The 26161-nt window shown below is 63.9% G+C and carries 24 protein-coding genes and 4 tRNA genes; 24 read left to right on the top strand and 4 right to left on the bottom strand.

What is annotated here, in order from left to right; all coding sequences use genetic code 11:
• The first annotated feature begins 1 nt into the window (after position 1).
• On the top strand, positions 2-946 hold the full coding sequence (locus tag ACOGXH_RS01890; RefSeq protein WP_419927421.1) for an SDR family NAD(P)-dependent oxidoreductase: 945 nt from the start codon (positions 2-4) through the stop codon (positions 944-946).
• A 7-nt stretch (positions 947-953) separates the two neighbouring features.
• Here ACOGXH_RS01890 and ACOGXH_RS01885 read toward each other — a convergent pair whose 3' ends face one another.
• Complete coding sequence (locus tag ACOGXH_RS01885) at positions 954-1718, bottom strand: acetoacetate decarboxylase family protein (protein WP_419927420.1); 765 nt, start codon at positions 1716-1718, stop codon at positions 954-956.
• A gap of 152 nt (positions 1719-1870) precedes the next feature.
• Here ACOGXH_RS01885 and ACOGXH_RS01880 point away from each other — a divergent pair, with 152 nt between their 5' ends.
• On the top strand, positions 1871-2803 hold the full coding sequence (locus ACOGXH_RS01880) for an SAM-dependent methyltransferase (RefSeq protein WP_419927419.1): 933 nt from the start codon (positions 1871-1873) through the stop codon (positions 2801-2803).
• A 6-nt stretch (positions 2804-2809) separates the two neighbouring features.
• Here the strand turns inward: ACOGXH_RS01880 and ACOGXH_RS01875 are convergent, their stop codons facing one another.
• Positions 2810-3223 carry a DUF6941 family protein gene (locus ACOGXH_RS01875; protein ID WP_419927418.1) on the bottom strand — a complete coding sequence of 138 codons (414 nt, stop codon included), beginning with the start codon at positions 3221-3223 and terminating at the stop codon, positions 2810-2812.
• Positions 3224-3503: 280 nt separating this feature from the next.
• Between ACOGXH_RS01875 and acs the strand changes: the two genes are divergently transcribed.
• The 3 genes from acs to ACOGXH_RS01860 all read left to right on the top strand — a co-directional run bounded on the left by acs (position 3504) and on the right by ACOGXH_RS01860 (position 6882).
• Complete coding sequence (gene acs, locus ACOGXH_RS01870; RefSeq protein ID WP_419927417.1) at positions 3504-5462, top strand: acetate--CoA ligase; 1959 nt, start codon at positions 3504-3506, stop codon at positions 5460-5462.
• On the top strand, positions 5459-5950 hold the full coding sequence (locus tag ACOGXH_RS01865; RefSeq protein WP_419927416.1) for a hypothetical protein: 492 nt from the start codon (positions 5459-5461) through the stop codon (positions 5948-5950). Before acs ends, ACOGXH_RS01865 begins: the two co-directional genes overlap by 4 nt.
• A 71-nt stretch (positions 5951-6021) precedes the next feature.
• The gene (locus ACOGXH_RS01860) at positions 6022-6882 is read left to right on the top strand and encodes a M48 family metalloprotease (RefSeq protein WP_419927415.1); all 861 of its coding nucleotides are present in this window, start codon (positions 6022-6024) and stop codon (positions 6880-6882) included.
• A 24-nt stretch (positions 6883-6906) separates the two neighbouring features.
• On the opposite strand, the gene ACOGXH_RS01855 is transcribed toward ACOGXH_RS01860, so the two are convergent.
• Complete coding sequence (locus tag ACOGXH_RS01855) at positions 6907-7395, bottom strand: YajQ family cyclic di-GMP-binding protein (protein ID WP_419927414.1); 489 nt, start codon at positions 7393-7395, stop codon at positions 6907-6909.
• 79 nt (positions 7396-7474) lie between these two features.
• Between ACOGXH_RS01855 and ACOGXH_RS01850 the strand changes: the two genes are divergently transcribed.
• The 3 genes from ACOGXH_RS01850 (at position 7475) to ACOGXH_RS01840 (ending at position 9796) form a co-directional block, all read left to right on the top strand.
• Positions 7475-7557 (top strand) — tRNA-Tyr (locus tag ACOGXH_RS01850).
• Positions 7558-7723: 166 nt separating this feature from the next.
• Positions 7724-8971, top strand: coding sequence for a DUF222 domain-containing protein (locus ACOGXH_RS01845; RefSeq protein WP_419927413.1), 1248 nt, complete (start codon positions 7724-7726; stop codon positions 8969-8971).
• 276 nt (positions 8972-9247) lie between these two features.
• A complete protein-coding gene (locus ACOGXH_RS01840; RefSeq protein ID WP_419927412.1) occupies positions 9248-9796 on the top strand; it encodes a hypothetical protein in 549 nt (182 codons plus the stop codon).
• A gap of 47 nt (positions 9797-9843) precedes the next feature.
• On the opposite strand, the gene ACOGXH_RS01835 is transcribed toward ACOGXH_RS01840, so the two are convergent.
• Positions 9844-10350 carry an N-acetyltransferase family protein gene (locus ACOGXH_RS01835; protein WP_419927411.1) on the bottom strand — a complete coding sequence of 169 codons (507 nt, stop codon included), beginning with the start codon at positions 10348-10350 and terminating at the stop codon, positions 9844-9846.
• 99 nt (positions 10351-10449) lie between these two features.
• On the opposite strand from ACOGXH_RS01835, the gene ACOGXH_RS01830 reads away from it, so the two are divergent.
• From ACOGXH_RS01830 to fusA, 16 genes are all read left to right on the top strand, one after another.
• Positions 10450-10522, top strand: a tRNA-Thr gene (locus tag ACOGXH_RS01830).
• A 41-nt stretch (positions 10523-10563) separates the two neighbouring features.
• Positions 10564-10640 (top strand) — tRNA-Met (locus tag ACOGXH_RS01825).
• A 117-nt stretch (positions 10641-10757) separates the two neighbouring features.
• Positions 10758-11342: an RNA polymerase sigma factor gene (locus ACOGXH_RS01820; RefSeq protein ID WP_419927410.1), complete on the top strand. Its 585-nt coding sequence runs from the start codon at positions 10758-10760 to the stop codon at positions 11340-11342.
• Positions 11339-11524: a hypothetical protein gene (locus tag ACOGXH_RS01815; RefSeq protein WP_419927409.1), complete on the top strand. Its 186-nt coding sequence runs from the start codon at positions 11339-11341 to the stop codon at positions 11522-11524. The genes ACOGXH_RS01820 and ACOGXH_RS01815 overlap by 4 nt, the downstream gene beginning before the upstream one ends.
• A gap of 69 nt (positions 11525-11593) precedes the next feature.
• Positions 11594-11666 (top strand) — tRNA-Trp (locus ACOGXH_RS01810).
• A gap of 75 nt (positions 11667-11741) precedes the next feature.
• The gene (secE, locus tag ACOGXH_RS01805; protein WP_419927408.1) at positions 11742-12017 is read left to right on the top strand and encodes a preprotein translocase subunit SecE; all 276 of its coding nucleotides are present in this window, start codon (positions 11742-11744) and stop codon (positions 12015-12017) included.
• Positions 12014-12883 (top strand): transcription termination/antitermination protein NusG, encoded by an 870-nt coding sequence (gene nusG / locus ACOGXH_RS01800; protein ID WP_419927407.1) that lies wholly within the window; start codon positions 12014-12016, stop codon positions 12881-12883. Before secE ends, nusG begins: the two co-directional genes overlap by 4 nt.
• A 62-nt stretch (positions 12884-12945) precedes the next feature.
• Positions 12946-13371 (top strand): 50S ribosomal protein L11, encoded by a 426-nt coding sequence (gene rplK, locus ACOGXH_RS01795; protein WP_419927406.1) that lies wholly within the window; start codon positions 12946-12948, stop codon positions 13369-13371.
• Positions 13372-13480: 109 nt separating this feature from the next.
• On the top strand, positions 13481-14182 hold the full coding sequence (rplA, locus tag ACOGXH_RS01790) for a 50S ribosomal protein L1 (protein WP_419927405.1): 702 nt from the start codon (positions 13481-13483) through the stop codon (positions 14180-14182).
• 220 nt (positions 14183-14402) lie between these two features.
• Positions 14403-14984, top strand: a complete 582-nt coding sequence (gene rplJ, locus ACOGXH_RS01785; RefSeq protein WP_419927404.1) for a 50S ribosomal protein L10 — start codon at positions 14403-14405, stop codon at positions 14982-14984.
• 57 nt (positions 14985-15041) lie between these two features.
• Positions 15042-15437 (top strand): 50S ribosomal protein L7/L12, encoded by a 396-nt coding sequence (rplL, locus tag ACOGXH_RS01780; protein WP_419927403.1) that lies wholly within the window; start codon positions 15042-15044, stop codon positions 15435-15437.
• Between the two features lie 188 nt (positions 15438-15625).
• A complete protein-coding gene (locus ACOGXH_RS01775) occupies positions 15626-19222 on the top strand; it encodes a DNA-directed RNA polymerase subunit beta (protein ID WP_419927402.1) in 3597 nt (1198 codons plus the stop codon).
• Complete coding sequence (locus tag ACOGXH_RS01770; protein WP_419927401.1) at positions 19223-23140, top strand: DNA-directed RNA polymerase subunit beta'; 3918 nt, start codon at positions 19223-19225, stop codon at positions 23138-23140. It begins immediately after the preceding gene.
• 66 nt (positions 23141-23206) lie between these two features.
• Positions 23207-23578, top strand: a complete 372-nt coding sequence (rpsL, locus tag ACOGXH_RS01765; protein WP_419927400.1) for a 30S ribosomal protein S12 — start codon at positions 23207-23209, stop codon at positions 23576-23578.
• 2 nt (positions 23579-23580) lie between these two features.
• The gene (gene rpsG / locus ACOGXH_RS01760; RefSeq protein WP_419927399.1) at positions 23581-24051 is read left to right on the top strand and encodes a 30S ribosomal protein S7; all 471 of its coding nucleotides are present in this window, start codon (positions 23581-23583) and stop codon (positions 24049-24051) included.
• 22 nt (positions 24052-24073) lie between these two features.
• A complete protein-coding gene (gene fusA, locus ACOGXH_RS01755; RefSeq protein ID WP_419927398.1) occupies positions 24074-26152 on the top strand; it encodes an elongation factor G in 2079 nt (692 codons plus the stop codon).
• Positions 26153-26161 lie beyond the last annotated feature (9 nt).

Raw genomic sequence — 26161 nt, 5'->3', positions numbered from 1 at the left:
CATGAGTTCGTTCAGTCGAGAGTCCACCGCCGAAGAGGTCGTTGACGGGCTCGACCTGTCGGGGCAGGTCTTCATGATCACCGGCACCACCAGCGGGCTGGGAGAAGAGTCAGCCCGGGTGCTGGCTGCTCGCGGGGCCCGAATAGCGATGCTGGCCCGAAACGCCCAAGCCAATCTCGAGGCCGCCGAGCGCATTCGCTCAACAGTGCCCGACGCTGACCTGTCGATGCACCAACTCGATCTCTCTGACTTGGCCAGCGTGGAGGGCTTCGCCGCCGAAGCCGCCGACCAGTTCGACCGCATCGACGTACTGATCAACAACGCCGGGGTGATGTGCTGTCCGTTCGGCCGAACCACCGACGGCTTTGAGATGCAATTCGGCACCAACCACTTGGGCCACTTCGCCTTGACCGCCCGACTGATGCCGCTCTTGCGCCAAGCCGAGAATGCCCGGGTGGTCACCCTCTCCTCCGGCGGCCACCGCATCTCCGACGTGGACCTCGACGACCCCCACTTCGAGCACACCCCCTATGACCCCTGGGTGGCCTACGGCCGGTCCAAGACCGCCAACATCCACTTCGCCGCCGAGTTGGCTCGACGCTTCGGCGATGAATTGCTCTCGCTCTCGGTTCACCCTGGCGCGATACCCACCAAGCTCGGCCGGCACATGACCAAAGAGATGATCGAAGGCATGAGGCAACGAGCCAAAGCGAGTTCATCCTCAGGCCAGGGGCTTCAATACAAGACGCTGGAGTCCGGCGCCGCCACCCAGGTTTGGGCGGCAACTACACCGGAACTCGTTGACCAGAACGGCAAATATCTAGCCGACTGCAACGTGGCCGAACCGGGGACAGGCGAAATCGGGTACGCCCCCCACATATACAACCCGCCCACCGAGGCCGCTCTGTGGGACCTCAGCGAGCGGCTCGTCGGCTTGTCGTTCTAGCCAGTCGCTAGGGCTTGCGAGGGCCGCCCCGGGTGCCGGGCCAGCGGGAGCCGCTGATCACGTCGGCGCTCGGCCAAAACGCATCGGGGTCCAGGGGACCGGCATTGGTGATCTGCCGGTCGATCATCCGGTTGGTCACCAGCTGCGCCGAGAGCTGCTCGACGATGGGGAAATAACGGGCCACGGGATCCCAGGGGCTGTCCAGCAACCGCAGCTCACCGTCGATGTCCTCAACGTGAACCTGTTCGAAGGTGGTGGCCACATCCACAACGTGGGGCGGGAAGTCATACTCCTTCTCCGCGCCGCCGATGGCCCGGGAGTACTTGGTCCACCACTCGTGCTCGGTGTACTCGCCGGCTCTTGGTTCCATCGCTCCGGTTACGTCGCCCTCGAATTCGATGAACGTGTAGCCCTGGTGAATCGTCCGTGCCTCCACCCGGTTGCCCAGACGATAGAAGCGGATGTCGCATGGATACTTGGGCTGGCCGTTGGTCTCGCCGCTGATGAAGATTGCGGCCTCCTGATCAATGCCCAGACCCAGGCTGTATTGGCCGCTCACGCCCTGCCAACTAGCTGGAACCTTGACACTCACGCCGTACTCCGGCTCGCCCAGAACTGGTACGCAGTACACGCCCACGGTGACGATCGGATCGCCCGCAGTGAGCCCCGGCGGGAGTATTTGCTCAATGCCCGCCGGATCAGTCCGGTACTCGACGGTCAGCTTCGGCCAACCGGCAACCTCGCCGGGCCGGCTCATCGGGGTCTCAGTCATGGTGCCTCCAGTACCGGATACCGCTAAATCTCGCGGTTCCTCTCGTTCGGTGGCCACAGTGTATTGAGAACACAAATGCGGCGCACTGCTGAGGTTCCCAGCCGACTGCATCGCCATACTGGAACCGTGGGGTTTGCCGTGAGCCATGACAAATGTCGCCAAGTGACATGACCGGTTTCGCCGAGTTCATGGAACGGGCGCTGTATGACCCTGAGCATGGGTTCTACGAGTCGGGGCAGGCTGGGCGCCGAGGCGGCCACTTCATCACCAGCCCTGAAGTCGGACCGCTGTTTGGTGCGGTGGTAGGCCGGATGCTGGACCGGCGCTGGGAGGAGTTGGGCCAACCCGATCCCTTCACCGTGATCGACGCTGGCGCCGGACCGGGCACCTTGGCCCGCACCGTGGCCAAGGCAGAGCCTGGCTGCACACCGGCTCTGCGATGGATCAACGTAGAGCGCAGCGCGGCAGGACGGACTGCCCACACCATCGGAATCTCCTGTCCCGAGATGCCCGAAGGCCCCCTCGTCGGGGTGATCGTGGCCAACGAACTGCTGGACAACCTGCCACTGCGGCTTTTCGCCCCCAACGATGAGGAGGTGGCCGACCGCCCCCCCAGCCCTGAGACCCGGTTGACACCCCGTCAAGACCAGGCCTGTGCTTGGCTGGCCCAAGCCTTATCCGTCTTGGAGCGGGGCACCGTGGTGGTCATCGACTATATGAGCAACACGGAGGAGATGGCTGCTCGGCCCTGGCCCGAGTGGCTGCGGACCTATCGGGGCCATGAGCGGGGCGATGACCCGTGGTCTGCCCCCGGCACCCAGGACATCACCTGCGAAGTGGCACTCGACCAGCTCTCTGTCGTTCGCCCTCCCGATCGGGTTGTCAATCAAGCTGCTTGGCTCAAGGCCCACGGCATCGATGAACTGGTGGCCGAGGGCAATGCCGCCTGGCGTTCCGGGGCCGCCAAGGGCGACCTCGCTGCGCTGGCTGGGCGCAGCCGGGCCATCGAAGCCGATGCCCTGCTCGACCCGGCCGGACTGGGCGGTTTTACCGTGGCCGAATGGGATATACCCGCCCCGGAGTGAGATGAATCAAGTCTTGTTGCGGACCGCAGCCCGGAACCCCAGAGCCACAGGGTTGGCCCCGTCCACCTCCGGGTGAATGGCCACCTGGTACCGGCCCGGTGAGGGGAGTTTCATAGCCCGAAAATCGGCCACGAAGGGCACGTTGACCAGTTCGCCCGGATCATGGCCCGATCCCAGCTTCACCTGGACCTCGCCCACCATCTCGGCCAGCTTCTTCCCGTCTGCGTCCTCAACCCGCACCTTGATCTTGTTGGCGTTGGCCGCTTCCACCGGCGACATCTCCAGCACCAGCGCCAGCATTACCCCAATAGGCGCGGGAAACGACTCCCGGTATACCCGGGTAATGCCCGCCGAGCTCACAAACAGCAGCCCCTCCCGCACCTGGGCGAAATCACACAATGTGGCGACTCTGATGTCCATGACCGCCGATCAACTCCCAGCCCATTGGAACGCCACTAGATGACCATATCCTCTAGTGGTCCGTCTGCGAATTGGCTGGCGCGGATTGCGACGGCAGCGGCGTTCCTCGCAAGGCGCACCGACGCAGCCATACCCGGAGCGTACGGCAAGGAGGAGCAACGCCGCGAGGGGCGTCGATGCCTAGCAGGACGCCCTGACCAATTCGCAGACGGACCACTCGGAAACGACAGAATGTAGGCTCGCCGCGCTGTCCCGCGAGAACACCGGAAAGGACCGACCCATGGCTGAAGCCACCATCGAGGACTATTACGTCGAGGACCGCACTTTCGCCCCGGCCGCCGATTTCGCCGCTGCTGCCCTGGCCAGCGACCGCTCGCTCTACGACGAGGCCGACGCCGACTATGAGTCATTCTGGGCTCGGCAAGCCCGGGATCTGCTGAGCTGGGACACCGATTTCCACACCCCCCTGGAGTGGGACCTCCCCTTTGCCCGCTGGTTCATTGGCGGCGCCCTCAACGTGTCGTATAACTGCCTCGACCGCCACGTCGAGGCGGGCAAGGGCGACAAGATTGCCTTCCACTGGGAGGGCGAGCCGGGCGACACCCTCACCATCACCTACACCGAACTGCTCACCGAGGTGTCCAAGTTCGCCAACGTGCTCAAGGGCCTGGGCCTAGGCGCGGGCGACAGGGTGGCCATCTACATGCCGATGATCCCCGAGCTGCCGGTGGCCATGCTGGCCTGCACCCGCATCGGGGTGGCCCACTCGGTGATCTTCGGCGGCTTCTTCCCCGACGCCATCGTCGACCGCTGCGAAGACGCCGAGGCCCGGCTCATCATCACCGCCGACGCCGGCTACCGCCGCGGGGCTCCCTCCCTCTTGAAGCCCAACGTGGACACCGCCCTCAGCCAAGGGGCGGCCTCGGTGGAGCACGTGGTGGTGGTCAATCGCTGCGACACCGACGTCGATATGGCCGAGGGTCGAGACCTGTGGTGGCACGACCTCATGGCCGATGCTTCGGTCGATTGCCCGCCTGAGCCAATGGACTCTGAAGCCCTCCTCTACCTTCTCTACACGTCGGGCACCACCGCCAAGCCCAAAGGCATCATGCACACCACCGGCGGGTACCTCACCCAGGTGGCCTTCACCCACAAGTACGTTTTCGACCTGAAACCCGACACCGACATCTATTGGTGCGCGGCCGACATCGGCTGGGTCACCGGCCACAGCTACATCGTGTACGGCCCGCTGGCCAACGGGGCCACCTCGGTGATCTACGAGGGCACCCCCGACACCCCCGGCCGAGACCGGCTGTGGGACATCGTGGAGCGCTACGGCGTCACCCAGCTCTACACCGCCCCCACCGCCATACGAACCTTCATGAAGTGGGGCGCCCAGGAGCCGGCCAAGCACGACCTGTCCAGCCTGCGGGTGTTGGGCACGGTGGGCGAGCCCATCAACCCCGAAGCGTGGATGTGGTACCACACCCACATCGGCGGCAGCAGCTGCCCCATCGTGGACACCTGGTGGCAGACCGAGACCGGCGGCCACATGATCTCCCCGCTGCCCGGGATCACCACCACCAAACCGGGATCGGCCACCCACCCCATTCCCGGAGTGTTCGCCGAGCTGGTGGACGACGACGGCCGCCCGGTAGAGCGGGGCGGCGGCTACCTCACCATCACCCGCCCGTGGCCGTCGATGCTGCGGGGCATCTGGGGTGACCCCGAGCGCTACCGGGAGACCTACTGGAGTCGATTCGAGGGCCGGTACTTCGCGGGCGACGGGGCCAAGGTCGACGACGACGGCTACCTGTGGCTGCTAGGCCGGGTGGACGATGTAATGAACATCTCTGGCCACCGCATCTCGACCACCGAGGTGGAGTCGGCGCTGGTGGACCACGCCGCGGTGGCCGAGGCCGCCGTGGTGGGAGCGGCCGACGACACCACCGGCCAGGCCATTATCGGCTACGTCATATTGCGGGGCAGCCACGACGCCACCGACGAGCTGGGCGAGGAGGTCCGCCAGCACGTGGCCACCAAGCTGGGCCCCATCGCCCGGCCCAAGACCGTGGTGCTGGTTCCCGACCTGCCCAAGACCCGCTCAGGCAAGATCATGCGCCGCCTGCTGCGAGATGTGGCCGAGGGCCGCAGCCTGGGCGACACCACCACCCTGGCCGACCAGTCGGTGGTTGACGAGATCCGGACCCGGGCCGCCGAGTCCCCCCAAGAAGATTGAGCCAGCGAGCCGGCCCATCCCACTGGACATGGCGGGAAGCCCCCCTCGACGGGGGTCCTGCGGTGATCGTGGATGTGGATGGCGTCATCTCCGACGGCAGCAATCGCCAGCACCTGGCCCAGGCCCGGCGCTGGGATGAGTTCTTCGCCGGCTGCCCTGACGACCCCCCGCTGGAGGCGGCGGTGGCCTTGGTCAACTCATTGGCCTCCGACGTCACGGTCGTGCTGCTTACTGCCCGCCCCTGGTTGCTGCTGGACGATACGGTGGCCTGGCTCAAGACCCACCAAGTCCGCTGGGACCTGCTGATCCTACGGCCCCCCAACAGCGGCGAACGGTCCCGGGCCTACAAGGCCGCCGAAGTGGCCAACCTCCGTCAGCACGGCTTCGACTTGCTGTGCGCCCTCGAAGACGACCCCGGCAACGTGGAGATGTACAACGACGTCGGCGTCCCCTGCGTCTACGTCTACTCCGGCTACTACGACCGCTGACGAGCGAAAATCACCGTCGGCCGATAGCCTGACCTCCAGTATCTGATCTTCAAATTGGGGTGACGCTGAGCATGAACACGATCAAAACAATCCTGCTGCTGGTGCTGATGGCGGCCTTGTTTGTGGCTGTCGGCGGGCTGTTGGGCGGCAGCGGTGGACTGGCCATCGGGATTGTCATCGCGGTGATCGTGGTGGGTGGTTCCTACTGGTTCAGCGACAAGCTGGCCATCGCCTCGGCCCGAGCTGTGCCAGTCACCTCCGCGCAACTCCCCCAGTACCACGCCATCATGGAGGAGCTCACCGCCAAGGCCCAGATCCCCATGCCCAAGCTGTACGTGAGTCCCAATCCCCAGCCCAACGCCTTCGCCACCGGTCGCAACCCCAAACACGCCGCCGTGGCCGTCACCGAGGGACTCATCAACCACTTGACCTGGGACGAAATCCGGGGTGTGCTGGCCCACGAACTGGCCCACATCCGCAATCGGGACATCCTTATCGGATCGGTGGCTGCGGCCATCGCCATGGCCATCACCTTCGCGTCGCGCATCGCGGTGTGGGGAATGATCTTCTTCGGCGGCCGGGGCCGCGACCGGGGCATGGGCGATCTTGCCGGCGTGCTGATCGCCGCAATCTTGGCCCCCATTGCCGCCAGCCTGATCCAGATGGCCATCAGCCGCACCCGGGAATACCAGGCCGACGCCTCCGCGGCCCGGCTCATCGGCGACGGCGAGCCGCTGGCCCGGGCGTTGGAGAAGTTGAACGCCGCCTCCCAGCGCATCCCGGTCAACGTACCGGTGGAGCAGGCGTCGCACTACATCGTCAACCCCCTCACCGGTCGGGCCAACTTCCGGAGCCTGTTCAGCACCCATCCCCCGGCTGAAGAGCGCATCCGCCGCCTCCGGGCCGGTGAGTGGGTCCCCCAGGCGTACTAAGCCGCCAACCTCGCCCGGGGTCGGTCAGTCCCGGAAGTTCCCGAACTGCAAGGGGATGGCGAAGTCGGCCTCTTTGAGAGCAGCGATCACCTCTTGGAGCATGTCCCGCTTCTTGCCGCTCACCCGAAGCTGACCGCCCTGGGTCTGCGAGGAGACCCCCTTCATGCCCAGATTCTTTATGAACTTGTTCAGCTCCCGGGCCTTGTCCGCCGAGATGCCCGCAGCCAGCGCCGCCTCTTGGCGAACCGTCCCCCCGGCGGCGTCGGCCACTGGCCCGTAGGTCACGCCCTTGAGCGAGACCTTGCGCCGCACCAGCTTCTCCTCCAGCACCTGGCGGGCGGCAGCCAAACGGTCCTCGTTGGACGATCGCAGGGTGATGACCCCTTCACCCAGCGCCACTTCGCTACCGGTGTTCTTAAAGTCGTAGCGGCTGTGGATCTCCCGAGCCGCCTGGTCCACCGCATTGCGGACTTCCTGCATGTCCAGCTCAGAAGAAACATCGAACGTCGGCATGGCCCGAACCTACCGCACCCCAGTGCCCTGAATTCGAGTGGGGGAGCCATCGCGTGGGCCGGTAGGGTTGTCCCTCGTTGGGTCGGTGCCCGAGCGGCCAAAGGGAACGGGCTGTAAACCCGTCGGCATTCGCCTTCGGAGGTTCAAATCCTCCCCGGCCCACGCAACAATTGCGGAACACTAAATTGCGCTTCACCTCTGGTCGTGCAGACGCGTGATCTTCGTCCAGCGTGGCGATCTGGGATGTCGATGAACTGATTGAACTTATTCGGTCCTTTAGGCATATTTCAGGCGGGAATGTGTCACTGAAGTCAGTATAATTTCATTTATGGAATTTACGTTGAATCCCAGTACAAGCGGCGCTAACGGTGCTGCTGCGGGCTTTGCGTTTCCGGATTATTCCGAGGCTGGCGCGTCCGAGCTGTTGGGCTTGATGGGCGAGGCTGATCTGTTGCGCCGCCGGGCAGAGGGCTACCTGGTCGGGCTGGTAGCCCGCTACGGCGAGCTTGAGGGGCCGGGCGCAGCGGCGACGGTGTGCCACCAATTCGGCATCAGCGCCTACCAGGCCCGCCGGCTAGCCAAGACTGCCGAGAGCCTCACAGCCATGCCGCAGATTCTCGGCGCAGTCCAAGACGGACACATTTCCGCCGACCAAGGCGCGGTGGTCGCCGAATCTCACAAGCGGGCACCTATGAGCGCACAAGACCAGCAGGAGTTGCTGGACTTGGGTGGCTGGCAGGGCCACGATGAGTTCAAGAAGTCAGTCGTCGCCCGCGAGGACCAGCGTCGCGCCGATAACGGGATGGGTCGCGCCGAGCGCCAAAGGGCCCGGCGCAGCGCCAAGGTGTTCGACGGGTCCGGCGGCATGGTCGTGTTGCACGCCGAGTTGGACCAGGAATCCGGCGAGCGAGTCAAGATCGCCCTAGGTTCTATGAGCACAAAGATGCTCGGCGACGACATCGCCTACGACCCGATCCGCACGTTTGAGCAACGCAATGCTGATGCGCTGGTCGCGCTCATCACCCAACAGCCCACAAACGCCGACGAGGATTCTGCCGGTGCGCCGGATTGCGGTATCAGGCCGCAAAAAACTGTGCTGGTGGTGGCCGCCGACTACGACGCCATCGAGGGCCGGCTCAAGAACGCCGGGTTGATCGACGGGACGCCCATCGAGCTCGACGAACTCCGCCGCCTAGCTTGCGAAGCACAGATTGTGCCGATGATATTCGGATCTGACGGGCAGGCCCTCTACATGGGCAGAGCCCAAAGAGCAGTCACTAAGGCCCAGAAGCTTGCCCTGTATCGCCGAGACCGCGGCTGTGTGGGCTGCGGGATCAGGCCTCAGGCTTGCGACGCCCACCACATCCAACCATGGGACCACAACGGGCCCACCGATATGGACAACCTGGTACTGCTCTGCCCCCGCTGCCACACCAAGGCCCACAAACACGGCCACATCCTCGAACGCGACGCCGAAACCGGCCGACACCGCCTGCTGCCCCCACCCCGGCCCAGCCCCACAATCCACCCGCCTCCTCTACAGATTCCACCCCGCCAACACCAGACTGCCGCCTGAAACCACGCCCCCAACCACCGCACCCCATCGCCATGATTTGATGGAGCCTGTGCAGATATCGATGCCAAGGCTCGCCGGGTTGGTGGCTGGTTTGCTGCTTTTGGCCATCAGCTGCCAATCAGACTCATCGATCCTGGAACAAGCCCTCGACCCCGGCACCGAGGATCCTTCAGATGTGGATCTTGGCCGGCTCCACGAGAGTCTCGCCGTTGAGCGGCGAGCACACCGGTGGGGCGCGATAACCAGATGACGACGTCCTCTAGTCTCGGTGGAGCGATGACCGACCAGTCGACAGAAGCTCGCCGTTCCAAGTGGTTGCGGCGTCCGCCGGTTTGGGTTGTGGTGCTGATGGTGTTTCTGCTGCTGGTTGTGCTTTTGATTGGTCTCTACGTCGGCGGGCACTATCTGAACGAAAAGAAGATGGACAGGCAGCGCGAAGCCATCGTAACTTTCGTTGTGCCAACCGGCTGGGAGGATGTACCTCATCCCGGGGGAAATGTTGACGGCGGCCCGTTTACTAGCAGCCCCTGGCCGTGCCTGTATCCGGCGGTGTTCTGCGATTGGCATCACAAATTGACATGGGAAACCGACGGGTTGCAGTCCGCTTCAGCGTTGAGAGCCGCGGCCGAGGCATCCGGCTGGACGGAGATCGACTTCTCCGCTGAGCCTGCCACCTCCCGCTACTCCGACGCTTGCCAGACCGACGGGGAGGGGTTCTACTGGTGCTCGTTGCGTGCCGTCTCCGATGGGGTCTCACTAGAACTCACGGTGTGGGACAGCAGTTCAGGAGGTCGCCGTTGGCTCGCCAGCCTTGAGACGCGCTGAACCAGGGTGTCGGTTTCTACCTCGGGAAACTAACCCTCCCACTCCAATCACTCCCAATCTCGCAGCATGAGCTGCATCACGGTGACGTCCAGCCAGCGGCCGAATTTGCGGCCTACTTCGCGTTCAACCCCTACAACTTCGAAGCCTGCGGAACGGTGGGCAGCCACCGACGCCTCGTTCTTCCCTGAAATGCGAGCGATCACGGTGTGAAACCCATGGCTCTGAGCCAGTCCGATTATCTCGGCCAACAGGGCACCCCCGACGCCCTCGCCCCGGTGGTCGACGTGGACATACACCGAGTTCTCAACGGTGGTGTTGTAGGCCGGTCGGGTGTGGAAGGGCGACAGGGAGGCATATCCGATCACGGTGTCGTCGTCTCCGTCAGGCGTGGCCACCAGCACGGCGTGAACGCCGCTGCGATCTTGCAACCAGGCCTGCTGCGCAGCCAATGACCGAGGTTCGATGTCGAAAGTGCTGGTGCCGTTCAACACCTCGTAGTTGTAGATCTCACGGATGCCTTCGGCATCAGCCAGCCGGGCTGCTCGAATGGCCACGGGCTGCACCGTACCGTCCGTCACCTCCCAATTCTGGCTTTCCCGCCGCAGGCACAGAGTGGCAATATTGGCGTCTCATAGGGATAGAGTTCCCAGCCCGCCTCCTTAGCTCAGTCGGCAGAGCGTTTCCATGGTAAGGAAAAGGTCGAGAGTTCGATTCTCTCAGGAGGCTCAGGGTCTTCTACGCGGCATCCAGCCGCTGGGAAGCTCCGGGGCGGCGTAGCTCAGTCGGTAAGAGCGCTCGACTCATAATCGAGAGGTCGCCAGTTCGAGTCTGGCCGCCGCTACCACCCTCCCCCTCGCCCAGCGGGCGACCGTGTGATCTGCGCCCCATTGGGGGCCAGAGATAATCTGGCCCCATCGAACCCGCAACGTCTCGTGAGTCGGTCCCCGAAGATGCCGCTCTGGTGGAGGCCGCCCGCCGCGGTGACCGCGACGCGTTCAACGAGCTGGTCCGGTCCACGTATCGGGACATCTACGCGCTGGCCTACCGGCTCACAGGCAATCCCGACGACGCCGGTGACGTGGTTCAAGACGCCTATGTTCGGGCCTACCGGGCGATACGCCGCTTTCGGGGCGACTCCAGCTTCTCCACCTGGATGTACCGCATCACCAGCAACTGCGCATCAACTCATCTGAGCCGACGGTTCCGCCAGCGCACCGAGGAGCTGAGCGACGAAGTGCCCATCGTCGATTCGCGGCCCGAGCAGGACCCGAGCCTGCGAGCCGAGGCGGCCGTTCTTCGCAATCACATCGACCGGGCGATCCGCACGCTGCCCGATCGGCTTCGCCAAGTGGTGGTGCTGCGGGATCTGCACGACCTCTCTCACAGCGAGATCGCCGCCGAGTTGGGCATAACCACCTCGGCGGCCAAGGTCCGGCTCCACCGAGCCCGCCAGCGGCTGCGCACCGTGCTTCAGCGCACTTCAGAGCTGGACGCAGATCAAACAGAGCCAACCGCCCAAGAAGCACCAGACGAGGGGGCCTCATGACCAACGACGCCTCCCGGTCTTTCGACCACCGCTCCCCAACCGAGGCACCCCCTACTCTGGTGTGGAAGGTAATGGCCCGCCTCGACCAATACGACCGCCGCCGCCAGCTCATTCGGCGCTTCTTGGCCGCGACCACTCTGGCGGTGATTACCGTCTTCTTCCGCCGCCGAGCCCGCCGGTAACCGGCCCCGGTTTTGTATTGCGGACGCCTACCTTCGGCACGGTAGCCTTGTCTTGCCCCTAACGAACGAAGGGCAGTGGCTCAATTGGTAGAGCACCGGTCTCCAAAACCGGCGGTTGGGGGTTCGAGTCCCTCCTGCCCTGCGCAAGCGATCCCGTCTCCGTAGTGCCGGGCGCACTGGAGTCAACATGACCGACCTGAACAGACAACAGAAGAGGATGGCCAAGCGGCAAGGCTTCGTCGATGAAGAAGGCACCCCGGTCCGCGACCGCCGCCAGGCCAGGAATCAGCCTCGGCCCGGGGAAGAGCGGGTGGGTCCGGCGCAGTTCCTGCGCGAGGTTCGCGGCGAGCTCCGCAAGGTGTCGTGGCCGCGGCGCGAGGAGGTAGTCAACTACTCCATCGTGGTGCTGGTGGTTCTGGTGCTGCTCACTACCGCCATCGGCCTGCTCGACTGGGGATTCAGCGAAGCCATCCTGAAATTGTTCGATCGATGAACCCTGAGGTAGACGAAACCGCGATGACCGATCTCTTTCCCACCACCGACACAGCCGAACCGGAATCCGAAGCGACTGACCCCATCAAGGCTGGCGACGCCGAAGCCGACGCCCCACCGGTTGATGCCGCCGAGGCCGCCGCGGCATTGTTGCCCACCGGGCCGGTCGCCGAGCCCGATGTTGAGATCGCCGACATTGAAGGAGCCGCCCTTCTGGAAGACAAGGCGATGGCAGAGCACCCGGTCGAGGTGATCGATGCCGAAGAGCTGGTCTACGAGAAGGACGAAGATCAGACCGAGTCCATCAGCCCCTTTGACATGCCCGGCAAGTGGTATGTGGTCCACACCCAGTCGGGCTATGAGAACAAGGTCCAGCAGAACATCGAAGCCCGCCGCAAGACCATGGACATGGAGAGCCATATCCACGAGACCGTGATTCCCATGGAAGACGTGGTGGAGTTCAAGGGTGGCAAGAAAGTCACCACAAAGAAGAAGATGTTCCCCGGCTATCTGCTGGTTCGAGCCGAGATGAACGATGTCTCCTGGGATGTAATCCGCAACACCCCCGGTGTGACCGGCTTTGTGGGACATGGTCGACGGGGCAGCAAGCCGTCGGCCCTGAAGCGCAAAGACGTGGAGAACTTCCTACAGGTCAAGACCGACGGCGAACAGACAGTCCGCCGCACCAAGCCCCGCCTGCTCTACGAAGTGGGCGAGACCATTCGAGTCAAAGAGGGTCCGTTCGCCGATTTCTCCGGCGAGGTGGCCGAGATCAACGAAGACCAACTCAAGATGAAGGTCCTCGTCAACATCTTCGGCCGAGAGACGCCAGTCGAACTTGAGTTCTCCCAAGTGGCGAAATTGTAGGAAGATTCGAATTCCCCCAAGTCGCCAAGCGGCATGAAGACCAAGCCAGAAGGGGCAGAGTCATGGCTCAAAAAAAGGTAGCCACCACCATCAAGATCCAAATACCCGCCGGACAGGCCACACCGGCGCCCCCCGTGGGCACCGCGCTGGGTCCCCATGGCGTGGCCATCATGGACTTCTGCCGGGACTACAACGCCAGAACCGAGGACAAGCGGGGACAGATCATCCCGGTGGAGATCACCATCTACGAAGACCGGACGTTCTCGTTCATCACCAAGACCCCTCCCACCTCCTTCCTCATCCGCGAAGCGGCCGGACTGGAGAAGGGATCAATGGAGCCAGGCCGAGAAGTCGTAGGCGCCATCACCGATGCCCAGTGCGCAGAGATCGCCAAGGTCAAGATGCCCGATCTCAACACCGACGACCTCGAGCAGGCCAAGCTTCAGGTTGCCGGTACCGCCCGCAGCATGGGGATAACGGTCGAGTAGCCCAGCAAACCAACAGTCATATCCAACCGCCCGACGAGACGACCTCGCTCGGCGGGCCCACAAGACATATCCAACTGGCCTACGGGCCCACAACACTGAGGGAGCCGACATGGCGAACAAAGGCAAGCGTTACAGCGATTCCGCCCAGCGCTACGACAAGCAGCACCCGCACACTGCCCAGGAGGGCGTCGAACTGGTGAAGAGCCTGTCGGCCGCGAAATTCGACGAGACTCTGGAGCTTGCGGCCCGACTGGGAGTCGATCCTCGCAAAGCCGAACAGATGATCCGGGGAACGGTTTCTTTGCCCTCGGGCACTGGCACCGACGTCCGGGTGGCCGTGTTCGCCCAGGGCGAGGCAGCCACCCTGGCGAGCGAAGCCGGAGCCGACGTGGTGGGCGCCGACGACCTCGCTGAGCAAGTGCAGGGGGGCAAGATGGACTTCGACGTGGCCATCGCCACCCCCGACATGATGCCGGTGGTGGGAAAGCTCGGAAAGATCCTCGGTCCCCGAGGGCTGATGCCCAACCCGAAGACCGGCACGGTTACCGAAGACGTGGCCCGAGCAGTGGGCGAGTTCAAGAGCGGCAAGGTGGAATTTCGCACCGACCGCCAGGGGAACGTCCACGTGCCCGTGGGCAAGGTCAGCTTTGATGCCGACGCCCTCGTGGCCAACATCCGGGCGGTCATGGATGAGCTGACCCGGGCCAAGCCCGCCGCTCTCAAGGGCCGTTATATCCGCAAGGTCACCATCTCTTCCACCATGGGTCCCGGAATTCGGCTGGATCCCGCCGACTTGGGAGCCAGTAACTGATCTGGTAGCTTTTGGCGCTCACAATTTATCGATTTGCCGCAGACATCAGGCGCAGTGCCTAGCACCGCTTAAACGGCCGGCACTCTGTCCGCAACAGACCGAGGCGTCGACTGGCCTGACGAGGTGAACCCTCCCGAAACACGTGGGGCGTTCGCACTTAGCGGCGCCCCCTTTTTGTTTTGAAGGAGAGTCTCGTTCTCATGGAGGGATCGGCAATCTGATGGAAAATCCCCGCCCCGAGAAAGTGGCCGTCGTTGACGAGGTGCGCGAGCGCATCTCCTCCACCGAGGCCGTGGTCTTCACCGACTACCGCGGCCTCGACGTGCCGTCCCTGGCCGATTTGCGCCGCCAGCTACGCGAAGCCGGCGGCGACTACAAGGTCTACAAAAACACCCTGACCCGCTTCGCGGCCCGCGAGCTCAACCTGGACTTGGACGAAGTCCTCGTCGGCCCAACCGCGCTAGCTTTCGTGGGCTCCCGTGACGACGGCTCTCCCGGCGATGCCGTATCGCTGGCCAACGCGCTGTGCAAATACGCCGAAGACTCCAGTTTCTTGTCGATCAAGGGCGGCGTGCTCGATGGCCAGGTGATATCGGCCGACGAAGTGAGCGCCCTGTCCAAGCTCGGGACCAGGACCGAAATCCTGGCTGAGATCCTCGGTCTGCTGGAAGCCCCCTTGACTGAGATGGCCGGATTGCTGGAAGCCCCTCTGGTGGAGATGGCCGGGCTCCTCGATGCTCCCCTGGTCGAAACGGCCGGATTGCTGGAGTCCCTCAGTGCAAAGGGCGACACCGGGGCTTGACCGGCTCCAACTGGAAGAACTGACAACAATCAATCAACAAAGGAATGAGGAACAGAAATGTCCAAGGTAGATGAGATTCTGGACTCCATCGGGTCCATGACGGTGCTTGAGCTGTCCGAGCTCAAAGAGGCGTTCAAGGATCGCTTCAACGTAGAGGCCGCAGCCCCGGCCGCAGCCATGCCCATGATGATGGCGGCTCCCGGCGATGGCGGCGGTGACGGCGGCGGTGCCGCTGAAGAGCAGAGCGAGTTCGACGTGGTATTGACCAGCGCGGGCGAGAAGAAGATCCAGGTCATCAAAGAGGTACGCACCCTCACCAACCTGGGCCTGAAGGACGCCAAAGAACTGGTGGACAACGCTCCCAAGCCGATCTTGGAGAAGGCCTCTAAGGAGGATGCCGAGAAGGCCAAGGAGCTCATTGAGGCCGCCGGCGGGGCTGTGGAGCTCAAGTAACGCACAACCAGCGAATTCCTGGCGGGCATGGCTTGTAAACCATGTCCGCACCGCGTATCATTCCCGGATACCCGCTCGCTTGTCTCCCCGGCCACGCCTTCTCTTTTGACGCGGCCGCGTTTAGGGATTCCCCCTCCCATTGACGTTCAGGGATTCGAGCAGCCAACCGGCGTTGCCCGTCTATACACATGGAGCTCACCTTGTCCGCACGTTCGGCGACCCGCGACCGCTACTCCTTCGGAAACCTGGAGGAGGTGCTGCCCCTGCCCGACCTTATTGCGGTGCAGAAGGACTCCTTCCAATGGTTCATCCGGCAAGGACTGGCTGATGCCTTCCGCGACATCAGCCCCATCAAGGACTTCTCGGAGACCCTGCAACTCGAGCTTGAGTTCGACCCCGACGATGAAGACCTGAACCCCGGCCCCCGCTGGGGCACCTCGGTGGAAGAGTGCAAAGAGAAGGATATGACCTACTCGGCACCCATCCTGGTGCAGGCTAGGTTCTCCAACCGCAACACCGGCGAGATCATCGAGCAGATCGTCTTCTTGGGCGATTTCCCGGTCATGACCGACAAGGGCACGTTCATTGTGAACGGCACCGAGCGCGTGGTGGTGTCCCAACTCGTTCGCTCCCCCGGCGTGATCTTCCAGCCCGGCGAGCGATTCCGTCTCCGCAACCTGAGCAAGCATCAGCTAGTCACCGGAACCATCCACCCCTATCGGGGGGAGTGGATCGAGTTCGACGTCGAGCACAAACCGGGCCGCAACCCCACCGCAGGGGCCCGAGTGGCCCGCAAGCGCCGCATGAGCCTGTTCACCCTGCTGCGGGCGCTGGGCTATGACGAGGAGAAGGCCCCCGGCTTCTTGGACCGCTTCGTGGCTCACTTCGACTTCTTGGCCGACCAGTGGGAGAACGACAGGCATCAGCACGCCACCCAGGACGAAGCCCTGCTGGAGATCTACAAGCGAGCCCGTCCCGGCGAACCCCAGTCGGTGGAAGCAGCCCGCAACTACTTCCGCAACGCATTCTTCGAGAGCCGCCGCTACGACTTGTCCCGAGTGGGCCGCTACAAGCTCGACCGCAAGTTGGGCCCCGAACTGGATCGCATCGAAGAGCTGTTCGGTCTGACGCTGGAGCGTCCTGAACCCGATCAGCCGGTGCTCTCCCCTGCTGAGGTGCTAGCCACCTGCACCTACCTACTGCACCTGGTGAAGTTCGAGCCGGGCTACCGCCTCGACGATCAGGACCACTTCGCCAACCGCCGTATCCGCTCAGTGGGTGAGCTGATCCAGAACCAGGTGCGCATCGGCCTTTCCCGGATGGAGCGGGTGGTGCGCGAGCGCATGACCACCCAAGACGTGGAGGCCATCACCCCTACCTCGCTCATCAACAACCGGCCGGTGGCCGCCGCCATCAAGGAGTTCTTCGGCACCAGCCAGCTCTCGCAGTTCATGGACCAGGTGAATCCCCTGTCGGGCCTCACCCACCGTCGCCGGCTGTCGGCGTTGGGACCGGGCGGCCTGTCAAGGGAACGAGCCGGGTTCGAAGTGCGCGACGTCCACTTCTCCCACTACGGCCGGATGTGCCCCATAGAGACCCCCGAGGGCCCCAACATCGGTCTGATCGGTGCTTTGGCCTCTTATGGCCGGGTGAACGAGTTCGGATTCATTGAATCCCCCTACCGCAGGGTCGTCGATGGCCAGGTCACCGACGAGATCATCTGGCTGGCCGCCGACGACGAGGAGGAGTACGTGGTCGCCCAGGCCAACGCCCCTCTCGACGACCAGAACCGGTTCGTCAACGACCGTGTGCTAGTGCGGCGCTCCCCCCAGGCCGCGACCATGAAGGGGTTGCAGGCCCAGCTCGAGCAGGAAGTGTTCTTCGGAGCCACCACTGAGATCTCCTCAGTGCCCCCCGACGAGGTCCAGCTCATGGACGTCTCCCCCAAGCAGATCGTCTCGGTTGCCACCGCGCTGATCCCCTTCCTCGAGCACGACGACGCCAACCGGGCCCTCATGGGGGCCAACATGCAGCGCCAAGCGGTGCCATTGGTCCGACCCGAGGCCCCGTATGTGGGAACCGGCATCGAGGGCAAGGCGGCCCGGGACGCCGCCGACATGATCATCGCCCAAGAAGACGGCACCGTCACCGACGTGGCCGGCGACAGCATCACGGTGGACTACAAGAACGCCGGCTCCACCAGCTACAAGCTGATGAAGTTCGAGCGGTCCAACCAGGACACTTGCATCAACCAGAAGCCGCTGCTGAACGTGGGGGAGAAATTCCGCAAGGGCCGCATCCTGGCCGACGGTCCGTCGACCGACAACGGCGAGATGGCCTTGGGCAAGAACCTGCTGGTGGCCTTCATGGCCTGGGAGGGCTACAACTTCGAGGACGCCATCATCCTGAGCGACCGGCTCGTGCGCGACGACGTGCTCACCTCCATCCACATCCACGAGCACGAGATCGACGCTCGAGACACCAAGCTCGGCCCCGAGGAGATCACCCGGGACATCCCCAATCTGTCCGAGGAGATCCTGGCCGATCTTGACGAGGAGGGGATCATCCGACCCGGCGCCGAAGTCGGCCCCGGCGACGTGCTGGTGGGCAAGGTAACCCCCAAGGGCGAGACCGAGCTGACCCCCGAGGAGCGCCTGCTGCGGGCCATCTTCGGGGAGAAGGCCCGAGAGGTCCGCGACACCAGCCTCAAGGTTCCCCACGGCGAAAACGGCAAGGTCATCGACGTCAAGAAGTTCAACCGCTTCGCGGGCGATGAGCTGCCCCCCGGCGTGAATCAGCTGGTCCGGGTATATGTAGCCCAGAAGCGGAAGATCTCAGTAGGCGACAAGCTGGCCGGACGGCACGGCAACAAGGGCGTGATCTCCAAGATCCTCCCGATGGAGGACATGCCCCATCTGGCCGACGGGACGCCGGTGGACATCATCTTGAACCCTCTGGGGGTTCCCTCCCGCATGAATGTGGGCCAGGTGCTGGAAGCCCATTTGGGCTACGCCGCCCGCTGGGGCTGGGATTCGAACGGCATGGTCGGCCAGGAGCCTGAACGGGGCGACGGGCGCAAGACCAGGCCCACCACCCAGGCTTCCACCCTGGTGTCGACCCCGGTGTTCGACGGCGCCCATTGGGATGAGGCCGGGCACTCTGGCCAGCACCCCACCATCCAACATCTCCTGGCAAACATCAAGCCGGAGACCATCGATGGCGAGCGCCTGATCGGAGAAGACGGCAAGGCCGAGCTCTACAACGGCCGCACCGGTGAGCCCTACGACAACCGGATCATGGTCGGCTACATGTACATGCTGAAGCTGGCCCACCTGGTGGACGACAAGATCCACGCCCGCTCCACGGGCCCCTATTCGATGATCACCCAGCAGCCGCTGGGTGGCAAGGCTCAGTTCGGCGGCCAGCGGTTCGGCGAGATGGAAGTCTGGGCGCTGGAGGCCTACGGCGCGGCCTACTGCCTCCAAGAGCTGCTCACCATCAAGTCCGACGACGTGCTGGGCCGCGTGCGGGTGTACGAGGCCATCGTCAAGGGCGACAACATCCCCGAGCCGGGCATTCCAGAGAGCTTCAAAGTGCTCATAAAGGAGATGCAGGCCCTTTGCCTGAACGTGGAGGTGAGGGACACCGCCGGCCAGCAGGTGGAGATCACCGAGTTGGACGACGATGCCTTCCGCACATCTGAGGAGCTGGGCATCGATATTTCCCGGCCTGAGCGGGGCTCAGACGATGAAGACGACCGCCGTGTCATGGGGAGGAGCTTCTAGATGTTGGACGTCAATGCATTCGACCAGCTCTCCATCGGGCTGGCTACAGCCGATGCCATTCGGACCTGGTCCAACGGTGAGGTGAAGAAGCCGGAGACCATCAACTACCGCACGCTTCGCCCTGAAAAGGACGGCTTGTTCTGCGAGAAGATCTTCGGTCCCACCAAGGATTGGGAGTGTTACTGCGGCAAGTACAAGCGCATCCGCTTCAAGGGAATCATCTGCGAACGATGCGGCGTGGAGGTCACCCGCTCCAAGGTGCGCCGAGATCGGATGGGCCACATCGAGCTTGCCGCCCCCGCAGTCCACATCTGGTATCTGAGGGGCACAAGGTCGTGGCTGGCCTACCTGCTGATGGGCACCGAGCCCAAGGAGGAGTTGAAAGCCAAGCAGCTGGAGAAGGTCATCTACTTCGCAGCCAACCTGGTGACCGAGGTTGATGAGGAGGAGCGCCATCGGCGGCTTCCCGAACTCGAGCGGGAGAAGATCGAGGAGATCGAGGCCATCCGCGAAGAGCTTCAGGAGCGCAAGAACGAGCGCTTGGCCGAACTGGAAGAAGAACTCGAGACCGTCGACGCCAAGGACATCGACAAGCGCCAGAAGGCGGCGGAGAAGGACATCTTGGCCCTCGAAGAGGAGTACGACGAGGAAATCGAGATGGTTGAGCGGGCCTTCGAGGAATTCTCCAGCCTGTTCCCCCGCAAGATCGTCGAGGACGAGGAACTGTGGCGGGAGATGGAGGAGCGCTACGGCGACCTGTTCACCGGGGGCATGGGCGCGGCGGTCATCGCCACGCTCATCGACAGCGTCGACCTCGATGAGGAGGAGCGCAAACTCCGGGAGCAGCTTGATCCCCCCGAGGGTCAGAAAAAGCTCTCCCAACAGCGGGAGCAGAAGGCCATCAAGCGGCTGAAGATCGTGTCGGCGTTCAACCGGCGCGACCAGCACGGCCGGCGCATCAACGATCCCCGGGCCATGATCCTGGACGCCGTCCCGGTCATTCCCCCGGAATTGCGCCCCATGGTGCAACTAGACGGCGGCCGATTCGCCACCTCCGATCTGAACGACCTCTATCGCCGAGTCATCAACCGCAACAACCGCCTCAAGCGGCTGCTCGACCTCGGCGCGCCCGAGATCATCGTCAACAACGAGAAGCGCATGCTGCAAGAGGCAGTCGACGCCCTTTTCGACAACGGCCGTCGGGGCCGCCCGGTGACCGGTCCGGGCAACCGGCCCCTCAAGTCGCTGTCCGACATGCTCAAGGGCAAGCAGGGGCGCTTCCGCCAGAACCTGCTGGGCAAGCGAGTCGACTACTCCGGCCGCTCGGTCATCGTGGTCGGCCCCACACTCAAGCTTCACCAGTGCGGCCTGCCCAAGCTCATGGCCCTGGAACTGTTCAAGCCCTTCGTCATGAAGAAGCTGGTGGAAGAGGACTTGGCCCAAAACATCAAGTCGGCAAAGCGTATGGTCGAGCGGCGCCGCCCCCAGGTATGGGACGTGCTCGACGAGGTCATTCAAGAGCACCCTGTACTGTTGAACCGGGCCCCGACCCTGCACCGTCTGGGCATCCAGGCGTTCGAGCCCGTGCTCGTGGAGGGCAAGGCCATCCAGATCCACCCGCTGGTGTGTACCGCCTTCAATGCCGACTTCGACGGCGACCAGATGGCGGTCCACCTGCCCTTATCGGCCCAGGCACAGGCCGAGGCCCGGGTGCTAATGCTGTCGGCTAACAACGTGCTCAGCCCGGCCCACGGTCGTCCTCTGGTCACTCCCGGCCAGGACATGATCATCGGGGCCTACTACCTCACCGAGGAAGTGGATGGCGCGGTCGGCGAGGGACGGGTTTTCCGCCACCAGCACCAGATCGAGCGGGCCTACGAAGCCGGCGAGGTCGATCTTCACGCCCGCATCGAGTACCGCATTCCCCAGTTGGTGGAGACGCCGGCCAACGGCGACGCCGCCACCTACACCCCCACCACGGTGGGACGAGTGCTGTTCAACAGCACCCTGCCCGACGACTTCCCCTATGTGAACCGGGTGGCCACCAAGCGGGACATCACTACCATCGTGGACAAGCTGGCCCAGCAGTACACCAAGGAGATCGTGGCCCGCAGCCTCGACGCCCTGAAGAATCTGAGCTTCCAGTTCGCCAGCCAATCCGGACTCACCGTCTCGGTGGACGACATCAAGGTGCCCCACGACAAGAAGAACATCTTGGACGGCTACGAGAAAGAGGCCGAAAAGGTCGAAACCCAGTTCCGGAAGGGCATCATCACCGACGGTGAGCGCCGCCAGAAAGAGGTTGAGATCTGGACCGAGGCCACCGAAATGGTGCGCCAGAGCATGGAGTCGGTGCTCCAGTCAGAGAAGTTCAACCCCATCGACATGATGGTGGGCTCCGGTGCCCGGGGGAACATGATGCAGGTCCGCCAGATTGCGGGCATGCGCGGCCTGGTGGCCAACCCCCGCGGCGACATGATCCCCCGGCCCATCAAGAGCAACTTCCGCGAAGGCCTGGCGATGCTCGAGTACTTCATCGCCACCCCCGGTGCCCGCAAGGGCTTGGTGGACACCGCCCTTCGCACCGCGGACTCCGGCTATCTCACTCGCCGCCTGGTCGACGTGGCCCAAGAGGTCATCATCAATGACCGGGACCCGTTCGAATCGGGAGGGCCGGTTCGGGGCATCTGGATCAACGACGTCAAGCCCGATGAGCCGGGCAAGCGGACCTACCTGGAGACGCGACTGTTCAGCCGCACCCTGGCTGACGACGTGACTCTGGGCGACGGCACCGTGTTGGAGCAGGGCTCCATCATCGGCGACGAGGAGATGGCTCTGTTGCGCGACGATCCCACGGTGACCCGGGTCCGGGTGCTGTCCCCCCTCACCGACGACTCCGAGGTGGGTATCAGCCGAGCCTCCTACGGGCTCTCCCTTGCCACCGGCCAGCCCATCGAGGTGGGCGAAGCCGTGGGCGTTATCGCCGCCCAGTCCATCGGCGAGCCGGGCACGCAGCTCACCATGCGGACCTTCCACACCGGCGGGGTGGCCGGCAAGGACATCGCCGGCGGTCTGCCCCGCGTCGTGGAATTGTTCGAGGCCCGCACTCCCAAGGGCAAAGCTGAGCTCACCCGGATCTCCGGGGTGGTCCGCCTCGAAGAGGACGACGGCAAGGCCAGCCGGCTGACCGTGGTGGGCGACGACGGTGCCGAGTGGTCCCTCGTCATCGACCCGGCATGGAAGCTGGCGGTGGTCGAAAACCAAGAGGTGTCCGCCGGTGATTCGGTGGCCCAGGCCGACGGACCCCGCGATCCCAAGGAGCTGCTGGAAATACGCGGCGTGCGGGAAACCCAGCAGTACCTGGTAGACGAGGTGCAGCGGGTGTACCGAGACCAGGGCGTATCCATCCACGACAAGCACATCGAGTTGATCGTCCGCCAGATGACCCGTCGGGTGGCCATTCAGGAACCGGGTGACTCCGAATTCTTGCCCGGCGAGCGGGTGGACTCCCAGAAATTCACCAACGTGAACCGCGCCCTAGCCCAAGAGGGCAAGCGCCCCGCCGAGGGGCGTCCCGAGCTCATGGGAATCACCAAGGCCTCCCTGGCCACCGATTCCTGGCTGTCGGCCGCGTCGTTCCAGGAGACCACCCGGGTACTCACCGAGGCAGCCATCGAGTCTCGCCAAGACGAACTCGTCGGCCTCAAGGAGAACATCATCATCGGAAAGCTGATCCCAGCGGGAACAGGCATGGAGATATACCGGGAAATCGCCACCCACGCTCCCGACTTCACCCCGATGGAGTACTACACCTCCGCCGATGACGACGTTGACCTGGCAGATCAGTTTGCCCAGTGGGCCTCCGCCGACGATGCCACCGACGCCGACGTGTTGCCGATGGGGAACCTAGGGGCGTAAACTTAGAATTGGAGCGCGGCCTTCGCTGCGCCCTCAATCTTTTTTCAATCAGCCGTAGGAAGTGCTGTGCCCACGATTCAGCAACTGGTGCGCAAGGGTCGCCAGTCCAAATTCCGCAAGGAGAAGACGCCGGCTCTCAAAGGCGCGCCCCAGCGGCGAGGGGTATGCACTCGGGTCTACACCACCACTCCGAAGAAGCCGAATTCCGCGCTCCGCCGAGTGGCCCGCGTGCGGCTGACCAGCGGAATGGAAGTCACCGCCTACATCCCCGGAGAGGGGCACAACCTCCAAGAGCACTCCATCGTGCTGGTGCGCGGCGGTCGAGTGCGAGATCTGCCAGGCGTGCGCTACAAGATCATCCGGGGCACCCTCGACACCGCCGGGGTAACCGACCGCCGACAGGCCCGAAGCCGCTACGGCGCCAAGAAGGAAGGCTAGCCATGCCTCGCAAGGGCCCGGCGGGACGACGCGATCTCCCCAACGACCCGGTGTTCGACTCATTGCTCGTCACCCAGTTCGTGAACAAGATCCTGCAACGGGGCAAGCGCTCCACCGCTGAGCGCATCATGTACGGCGCGCTCGACATTGTGGAGCAGAAGACCAGTGCCGAGCCGCTGGGCACCCTGAAGCGAGCCGTGGACAATGTGCGCCCCCAACTCGAAGTCCGCAGTCGGCGGGTCGGCGGGGCCACTTATCAGGTCCCCGTAGACGTGCGCCCTCGACGGGCGAACACCCTGGCTATCCGCTGGATCGTCAATCACGCCCGAGAGCGGCGTGAGCGTACGATGACCGATCGGCTGGCCAACGAAATCCTGGACGCCTCCAATGGCCTGGGTGCGTCGGTGAAACGGCGCGACGACTTGCACAAGATGGCTGAGTCGAACCGGGCCTTCGCCCACTACCGCTGGTAAGCGGTCCTACCTCCTGAGCGTCATGTCTCGTCACCCGTTGGAGAAGACCCGCAACATTGGCATCATGGCCCACATTGACGCGGGCAAAACCACCTGCACTGAGCGCATTCTCTACTACACCGGCAAGGCCTACAAGCTCGGAGAGGTCCACGACGGCGCCGCCACCATGGACTGGATGGAGCAAGAGCAGGAGCGGGGCATCACCATCACGTCGGCCGCCACCACCGCCGAATGGGCTGGCCACCGCATCAACATCATCGACACGCCTGGCCACGTGGACTTCACCATGGAGGTGGAGCGCTCTCTGAGGGTGCTCGACGGCGCGGTGGCCCTGTTTGACGGCGTCGCCGGCGTGGAACCCCAGTCTGAGACTGTCTGGCGCCAAGCCAACAAGTACGGCGTGCCCCGGATTTGCTTCATCAACAAGCTCGATCGAACTGGGGCCAACTTCGAGCGGGCCGTGCTCACCATTTCCGAGCGCCTGCGGGCCACCACCGCCGTGGTGCAACTGCCCATCGGGATCGAGGCCGACTTGCTGGGCGTGGTCGACTTGGTGGAAATGCAGGGCCTGGTATGGCGGGGCGACGATTTGGGCGCCACCTGGGACGTCACCGAGATCCCCGATGACCTCAAAGACAAAGCAGAGGAAGCCCGATTCGAGCTCATCGACCTGCTCACCCAGTTCGACGAGAATCTGCTGGAGAAGTACATCGAAGACGAGGACTCCATCACCCCGGCTGATCTGCGGGCCTCGCTGCGAGCCTGCACCCTGTCACTGGACGTCGTGCCCGTGCTGTGCGGGTCGGCCTTCAAGAACAAGGGCGTGCAGCCGCTGCTGGACGCCATCATCGAGTACCTGCCCTCCCCACTGGACATCCCCCCGGTCAGCGGCATCTACAAGGGCGAAGAGTGCGAGCGACCCGCCGACGACGAGGCCCCGTTCAGCGCGTTGGCATTCAAGATCATGAGCGACCCCCATGTAGGCAAGCTCACCTATTTCCGGGTGTACAGCGGCCAGTTGGACAAGGGCAGTCAGGTGGTGAATACCCGAACCGGGCGCAAGGAGCGAATCGGCCGCATCCTGGAGATGCACGCCAACGACCGCGAGGATCTCGACGTCGTCCGGGCCGGCGACATCGTGGCCGGAATCGGCCTCAAAGACGTGCGCACTGGCGACACCTTGGCCCATCCCAACCACCCCATCGAACTGGAGCAGATGGACTTCCCCGACCCGGTGATCCAAGTGGCGGTGGAACCCCGGACCAAGGCCGACCAGGACAAGCTGGGCAAGGCTATGTCAGCTTTGGCCGAAGAGGACCCCACGTTCCAGGTCCGCACCGACGAGGAGACCGCGCAGACTCTCATTGCCGGCATGGGCGAGCTCCACCTGGAGGTGCTGGTGGAGCGGATGCTGCGGGAGTTCAATGTGGACGCCTCGGTCGGAAAGCCGCAGGTGGCCTACCGGGAGACCGTCTCCACGCCGGTGGGCAAGTTCACCTACACCCACAAGAAGCAGACGGGAGGCTCGGGCCAATACGCCGAGATCACCTTCGACCTTGAGCCGAACTACCCCGGCAAGGGCTATGAGTTCGCCAGCCAGGTCAGCGGGGGGCGCATCCCCAAGGAGTACATCCCCGCGGTAGACAGCGGAATGCAAGATGCCATGACCACCGGGCCGCTGGCCGGATTCCCGGTAGTCGACATCAAGGTGACCCTCACCGACGGCAAGCACCACGAGGTGGACTCATCCGACATGGCCTTCAAGATCGCGGCCACCGCCGCCTTCCGCGACGCCGCCCGACGGGCCAAGCCCGTTTTGTTGGAGCCGATCATGGCCGTCGACGTAGTGACTCCCGAGGAGTACATGGGCGACGTGATCGGCGATTTGAACGGTCGCCGGGGCAAGATCGACAGCATGGAACAGCGGGGCCGCGAACAAATTGTCAAGGCCCATGTGCCACTCTCGGAAATGTTCGGGTACGCTACCGAACTCCGGTCGCGGACACAGGGGCGTGCTACGCACACCATGCAGTTCGACACCTACCGGCAGGCGCCTGCCAAGGTGCAAGAGGAGATAGTCGCCCGCATTCGGGGCGAATAATCAGGGACA

This window comes from Candidatus Poriferisocius sp. (assembly GCF_965208355.1).
GTDB lineage: Bacteria > Actinomycetota > Acidimicrobiia > Acidimicrobiales > Bin134 > Poriferisocius.
This window is presented reverse-complemented; position numbering and strand designations above follow the sequence as displayed.

Coding starts and splice junctions, on each gene's coding strand:
- rplJ (WP_419927404.1), top strand. CDS start 14,403: ATGGAAAATCCCCGCCCCGAGAAAGTGGCCGTCGTTGACGAGGTGCGC.
- rplA (WP_419927405.1), top strand. CDS start 13,481: ATGGCGAACAAAGGCAAGCGTTACAGCGATTCCGCCCAGCGCTACGAC.
- fusA (WP_419927398.1), top strand. CDS start 24,074: ATGTCTCGTCACCCGTTGGAGAAGACCCGCAACATTGGCATCATGGCC.
- ACOGXH_RS01875 (WP_419927418.1), bottom strand. CDS start 3,223: ATGGACATCAGAGTCGCCACATTGTGTGATTTCGCCCAGGTGCGGGAG.
- rpsG (WP_419927399.1), top strand. CDS start 23,581: ATGCCTCGCAAGGGCCCGGCGGGACGACGCGATCTCCCCAACGACCCG.
- secE (WP_419927408.1), top strand. CDS start 11,742: ATGGCCAAGCGGCAAGGCTTCGTCGATGAAGAAGGCACCCCGGTCCGC.
- rplK (WP_419927406.1), top strand. CDS start 12,946: ATGGCTCAAAAAAAGGTAGCCACCACCATCAAGATCCAAATACCCGCC.
- ACOGXH_RS01840 (WP_419927412.1), top strand. CDS start 9,248: ATGACCGACCAGTCGACAGAAGCTCGCCGTTCCAAGTGGTTGCGGCGT.
- ACOGXH_RS01890 (WP_419927421.1), top strand. CDS start 2: ATGAGTTCGTTCAGTCGAGAGTCCACCGCCGAAGAGGTCGTTGACGGG.
- rplL (WP_419927403.1), top strand. CDS start 15,042: ATGTCCAAGGTAGATGAGATTCTGGACTCCATCGGGTCCATGACGGTG.
- nusG (WP_419927407.1), top strand. CDS start 12,014: ATGAACCCTGAGGTAGACGAAACCGCGATGACCGATCTCTTTCCCACC.
- acs (WP_419927417.1), top strand. CDS start 3,504: ATGGCTGAAGCCACCATCGAGGACTATTACGTCGAGGACCGCACTTTC.
- ACOGXH_RS01775 (WP_419927402.1), top strand. CDS start 15,626: ATGGAGCTCACCTTGTCCGCACGTTCGGCGACCCGCGACCGCTACTCC.
- ACOGXH_RS01815 (WP_419927409.1), top strand. CDS start 11,339: ATGACCAACGACGCCTCCCGGTCTTTCGACCACCGCTCCCCAACCGAG.
- ACOGXH_RS01770 (WP_419927401.1), top strand. CDS start 19,223: ATGTTGGACGTCAATGCATTCGACCAGCTCTCCATCGGGCTGGCTACA.
- ACOGXH_RS01885 (WP_419927420.1), bottom strand. CDS start 1,718: ATGACTGAGACCCCGATGAGCCGGCCCGGCGAGGTTGCCGGTTGGCCG.
- ACOGXH_RS01880 (WP_419927419.1), top strand. CDS start 1,871: ATGTCGCCAAGTGACATGACCGGTTTCGCCGAGTTCATGGAACGGGCG.
- ACOGXH_RS01855 (WP_419927414.1), bottom strand. CDS start 7,395: ATGCCGACGTTCGATGTTTCTTCTGAGCTGGACATGCAGGAAGTCCGC.
- ACOGXH_RS01860 (WP_419927415.1), top strand. CDS start 6,022: ATGAACACGATCAAAACAATCCTGCTGCTGGTGCTGATGGCGGCCTTG.
- ACOGXH_RS01845 (WP_419927413.1), top strand. CDS start 7,724: ATGGAATTTACGTTGAATCCCAGTACAAGCGGCGCTAACGGTGCTGCT.